The organism is Endozoicomonas sp. SESOKO2 (assembly GCF_024606245.1).
GTDB lineage: Bacteria > Pseudomonadota > Gammaproteobacteria > Pseudomonadales > Endozoicomonadaceae > Endozoicomonas_A.
Window position 1 is genome coordinate 1 of the sequence record NZ_JAHHPQ010000601.1, and the last position, 4,433, is coordinate 4,433.

Below are 4,433 nucleotides of genomic sequence, written 5' to 3' on the forward strand. Positions count from 1 at the left end.
TCAATTTCTTGCAATCCTCGCTACGGACGCTTAAGTCCGACAGGCTGCTAGCCAGAACAATTCCCTTCTCCCTTAGAACTTATCCGATCAATTCTTGTCCAAATTAGTACTTCAGTAATAAAAATATTTGGAGAAGGATATGAAAATCAGACTGAACAACATTTTATTCAGCGTGCTTGTTTGCCTGGCCAGTTTTGCCAATGCTGAGAACCTCTGCAAACTGCCCGCCGGGAACTACTCTGGCACGTCAAAAATCACTTTTGATCGCTCCAGTGGCAGGGTGGAACAGTTTCATATGGAACTGAAGATCGCCCCTGACAGCAAAACCTCTGGCATCCTCAAGCTGTTCGAACTGGACATGGATCCATCAGGCGCCCTCCACCATAAACTCATCAAAAATGAATACTTTACACTGGCCGACTGCAGCTCTGATGCCAGCTTCAAGCTGAAAGGCCCTGAACTCGACGGTTTTGTCAAGGTTATGAATATCAACCAGAGTCTGGGAGAGATCACCCTGACGGGGGCTATCAATACCTATGAAGAGGGTTTTTATGGCATGGCTCAATGGTTTTATGACAGCGCCGGGTCGATGGCCGGAACCGAAAGTCACTACGAGATGGAGTTCCGAAAACTGCCTATTCGGCTGCGCAAACAGTTCTGAGCCACATCCCCATTGCATTGAGAGCGGGTAAACCCCAATGCACAACACCACGGACTGCTGTACAATCTCCGGCCCATTTCATGTCTTAAGAGGTCTACAGATCAACATGACTGATTTTTCATCCCTTGGTTTGTGTGAACCTCTACTTCAGGCCGTCGCAGAACAAGGTTATAAAAAAGCCTCCCCGATTCAGGCCAAAGCCATTCCGATGGTTCTGACAGGTCGCGATGTCATGGCATCAGCCCAAACCGGAACGGGCAAAACGGCGGGTTTCACCCTGCCGCTGTTGCACCGCCTGTCAGAAATGCGGACGCTCAAGAATCATCCTGTTCGCGCCCTGATTCTGGTACCCACCCGAGAGCTGGCTGTTCAAGTTGGCGAGAGTGTCATTCGCTATGGTTCAAACCTCTCTCTTCGCTCAGCCGTCGCCTACGGCGGTGTTGATATAGAGCCCCAGATAACAACGCTTCAAGAAGGGGCGGATGTCCTCACAGCGACACCAGGCCGACTGCTGGACCTGATTCGAAAACAACATTTGACCCTGGATCATCTGAAAATTCTGGTTCTGGATGAGGCCGACAGAATGCTGGATCTTGGCTTTAAGGCCGAGCTTGATCAGATTCTTGAGGTTTTGCCCGTCAGGCGGCAGAACCTGCTTTTTTCTGCAACCTTCTCCAAAGAGATCAAGGCGCTGGCCCATGAATTCCAGCGTCATCCGGTCAAAATTGAAGTAGAGACCCCCAACTCCGCGGCCAACACCGTCAAACAGTCTGTCTATCCTGTGGATCAGCATGATAAGCCGGAAATCCTCAGCTATATCATTGAAGGTGGCAAATGGGAGCAGGTTCTGGTTTTCGTTCGCACCAAAAAAGCTGCCGAGAAAGTCGCAGACCTGTTGTCTGACGAAGGTATCAGTGCCACAGCACTGCACAGTGACAAGAGCCAACATGCTCGCAGCAGAACGCTGGTTGAGTTTCAGGCGGGTGCATACCGGATTCTGGTAGCCACCGATGTCGCCTCCAGAGGGCTGGATATGGATCAGTTGCCACTGGTTGTAAACTACGATCTGCCTAAAGTGCCGCAGGATTATGTGCATCGTATTGGTCGAACCGGTCGTGCCGGGAGCCCGGGGCGGGCGATCTCTCTGATGAACCCGGAAGAGAAAAAGCAACTGGAAGCCATTCGCAAGCTGATAAAAAAACCCCTGAAGGTTGAGCCGGTTCCTTATTTTGAAGACGGTGTTAACGTGACTTTGAATGATGCCCCCACCAAAAAGCCAGGCAAGCCACGTTCAACTTCGGGTCAACCGGGTAAAAAGCCTGCTGGCAACAAAAAGAGACCGGCATTCAAATCCCGTTCCGGCAATCCCGGAAAAAAACCTGCCCAATCTGGCAGATCAGGCAAAGGTCGCAGATAATCAGGAAACACGATTAAGCCTCATGATAGCCCCGGGTTCTTAAGGGGCTTTTCTACCGTCACAGCAGCAGTCACAGGTTATCACTATGGAAGATGTCATTGATGAACTCCGGGAAAGTGCCGTCGAGGTGCCTACGCCACTTGAGCTTCCTGACGAAGACGAGATTATCGAAGCTGAAGAGCAGCTGCTGATTCCTATCCCTTCTGACTTCCGGGAGTTTCTGCTGCAGGTCAGTGACGTTGTTTATGGTTCCATGGAACCCGTTACCATAAAAGACCCCCACTCTCACACCTACCTGCCCGAGGTGGCAGCCATCGCCTGGGATCAGGGAGTACCCAGAGACCTGCTGCCGCTGTGTGAGCATAGTGGCGATTTTTATTGCGTCTCTGCAGAAGGGGAAGTGGGCCTTTGGAAGGAAGGTGACCTCTCGGAAGTCACCTGGCCTTCGGTCTGGCACTGGGCCAAGGAGGTCTGGCTGCAAAGCTGACTGGCAACCAGCCCATCCTATTTGCTATGCTTGTCTGCTGGTCTGATTCCTGACCATAAAGTTAGCCTTTTTTTTCGCCTGAAGGCTATGACACACTGCACCGGATTTACGCTCCGGCCAGCAACAGGACCCCATATGTCAATTGTCGTTTGTGCGCTCTATAAATTTGTCACTCTGGATAACTTTAAATCCATCAAGCCTGACCTTTTGAAAGTAATGGAAGATAATGCCGTTCGTGGCACTCTGCTACTTGCCCACGAAGGTATTAATGGCACCGTTGCCGGCACCCAAAGTGCTATAGACCAGCTTCTGGCCTGGCTAAAAAGCGATTCTCGCCTCGCTGAACTTGAGTACAAGTTGTCCTACACCAAAGCGATGCCTTTCAAGCGCACCAAAGTCAAACTTAAGAAAGAAATCGTCACCATGGGTGTCGAAGGTGTTGACCCTAACCAAGTGGTCGGCACCTATGTCGATGCCAAATCATGGAACGATTTGATCAATGACCCGGACGTCCTGGTGGTCGATACCCGCAATGATTACGAAGTGCAGGTAGGCACCTTCAAGAATGCCATCAATCCCAATACCGAGACATTCAGGGAGTTTCCCCAGTACGTCAGGGACCACCTGAACCCGGAGCAGCACAAGAAAGTGGCCATGTTCTGCACCGGCGGCATACGCTGCGAAAAGTCGACGGCTTACCTGAAAGAACAGGGTTTTGAAGAGGTCTTCCACCTGAAAGGCGGGATTTTGAAATATCTGGAAGAAGTACCTCAGCAAGAGTCCACCTGGGAAGGCGAATGCTTTGTCTTTGATGATCGTGTCACCGTCAATCATCAGCTTGAAAAAGGTCAGTACGACCAATGCAATGCCTGTCGTCTTCCTATTACCGTGCAGGATCAACTCAGTGAACATTTCGAACAGGGCGTCAGCTGCCCTCATTGCTATGACAAGCACACGCCGGATCAGAAGCAACGTTTCCGTGAACGTGAACACCAGATTCAGCTGGCAAGACGACGTGGAGAAGCTCACCTCGGAGGTGAAGTCGGTAATACGGTCTTGAATCGAAGAAAAGCCAAACAAGCCACTCGTGAGCAGCAGCGAGCTCTGACAGCCGGAAAACAATAAGTTTCCAGCGGACGCCTCCAGCTGGAAGCGTCCGCTATCTTCAGACAAAATACTGAATCACTATCTCAACACTGAGCTGACCTTTATTGTATTGATGCACCAATAACATACTGAACGCCAGTGTAATCAATGGAAAAAGCCGCTTTTTTTCCTCACTCAAGAAATACCAGCCACCTCCCACCAGCATCACAATCAGAATGGCCCACCGGCCTACCTCATGCTCTTGCGGTAATATATGGAACAGCACGACAATACACCCCACAATATTGAACAGGATCCACAGTGGTGAGAGTATCCCGATACTGCCCAGTATTGGAAACTTGATCAATGCTCCACCTGACCATGTCCTGGGCTGGATATCGGATGACAAATGCAACGCAATCCCCATGGCCAGACCGCCTGCAACAAAAGGTAGATCAAACATCAGAGGCAGCAGCGCCAGAAGACACGAATGAGTAATCCCTGAACGGTGACTCAATCCCGGAAAAACCAGATCAATATCCGGCAATCGAATGCCGGCAACCAGCCCACTCAGGAAAAGCAATGCCGATTCAAAACGGGCAATCACCTGAAAATAATCGGGAAAGTAATGACGCCCTGCGAGTACAGAAGCCGCCAGCAGGCAACCTGCTAGCGGAGAAGTGATATATCGCATACAGCCGGTGTAACAAAAAATATGAGGGTGAAACCATTCTAGCAGCCTGTCGGACTTAAGGCTGTCCTACTGCGGTTGCAATAAATTG

5 protein-coding genes are annotated in these 4,433 nt (G+C 50.5%); 4 read left to right on the top strand and 1 reads right to left on the bottom strand.

Annotation, left to right across the window (positions count from 1 at the left end):
* Window positions 1–139: 139 nt before the first annotated feature.
* The 4 genes from KDK17_RS14455 to KDK17_RS14470 all read left to right on the top strand — a co-directional run bounded on the left by KDK17_RS14455 (window position 140) and on the right by KDK17_RS14470 (window position 3,690).
* A complete protein-coding gene (locus KDK17_RS14455; protein WP_257280118.1) occupies window positions 140–661 on the top strand; it encodes a hypothetical protein in 522 nt (173 codons plus the stop codon).
* Between the two features lie 106 nt (window positions 662–767).
* The gene (locus tag KDK17_RS14460) at window positions 768–2,078 is read left to right on the top strand and encodes a DEAD/DEAH box helicase (protein ID WP_257280117.1); all 1,311 of its coding nucleotides are present in this window, start codon (window positions 768–770) and stop codon (window positions 2,076–2,078) included.
* Window positions 2,079–2,163: 85 nt separating this feature from the next.
* Window positions 2,164–2,565, top strand: coding sequence for an SMI1/KNR4 family protein (locus KDK17_RS14465; protein ID WP_257280116.1), 402 nt, complete (start codon window positions 2,164–2,166; stop codon window positions 2,563–2,565).
* 135 nt (window positions 2,566–2,700) lie between these two features.
* Window positions 2,701–3,690: a rhodanese-related sulfurtransferase gene (locus tag KDK17_RS14470; protein WP_257280115.1), complete on the top strand. Its 990-nt coding sequence runs from the start codon at window positions 2,701–2,703 to the stop codon at window positions 3,688–3,690.
* A 40-nt stretch (window positions 3,691–3,730) separates the two neighbouring features.
* Here KDK17_RS14470 and KDK17_RS14475 read toward each other — a convergent pair whose 3' ends face one another.
* Entirely contained in the window at window positions 3,731–4,345 is a 615-nt protein-coding gene (locus KDK17_RS14475; RefSeq protein WP_257280114.1) for a hypothetical protein, read from the bottom strand.
* Window positions 4,346–4,433: the final 88 nt, after the last annotated feature.

Bases quoted from the DNA above. Each gene is read 5' to 3' on its own strand.
- KDK17_RS14455 (WP_257280118.1), top strand. From the start codon at position 140: ATGAAAATCAGACTGAACAACATTTTATTCAGCGTGCTTGTTTGCCTG.
- KDK17_RS14460 (WP_257280117.1), top strand. From the start codon at position 768: ATGACTGATTTTTCATCCCTTGGTTTGTGTGAACCTCTACTTCAGGCC.
- KDK17_RS14465 (WP_257280116.1), top strand. From the start codon at position 2,164: ATGGAAGATGTCATTGATGAACTCCGGGAAAGTGCCGTCGAGGTGCCT.
- KDK17_RS14470 (WP_257280115.1), top strand. From the start codon at position 2,701: ATGTCAATTGTCGTTTGTGCGCTCTATAAATTTGTCACTCTGGATAAC.
- KDK17_RS14475 (WP_257280114.1), bottom strand. From the start codon at position 4,345: ATGCGATATATCACTTCTCCGCTAGCAGGTTGCCTGCTGGCGGCTTCT.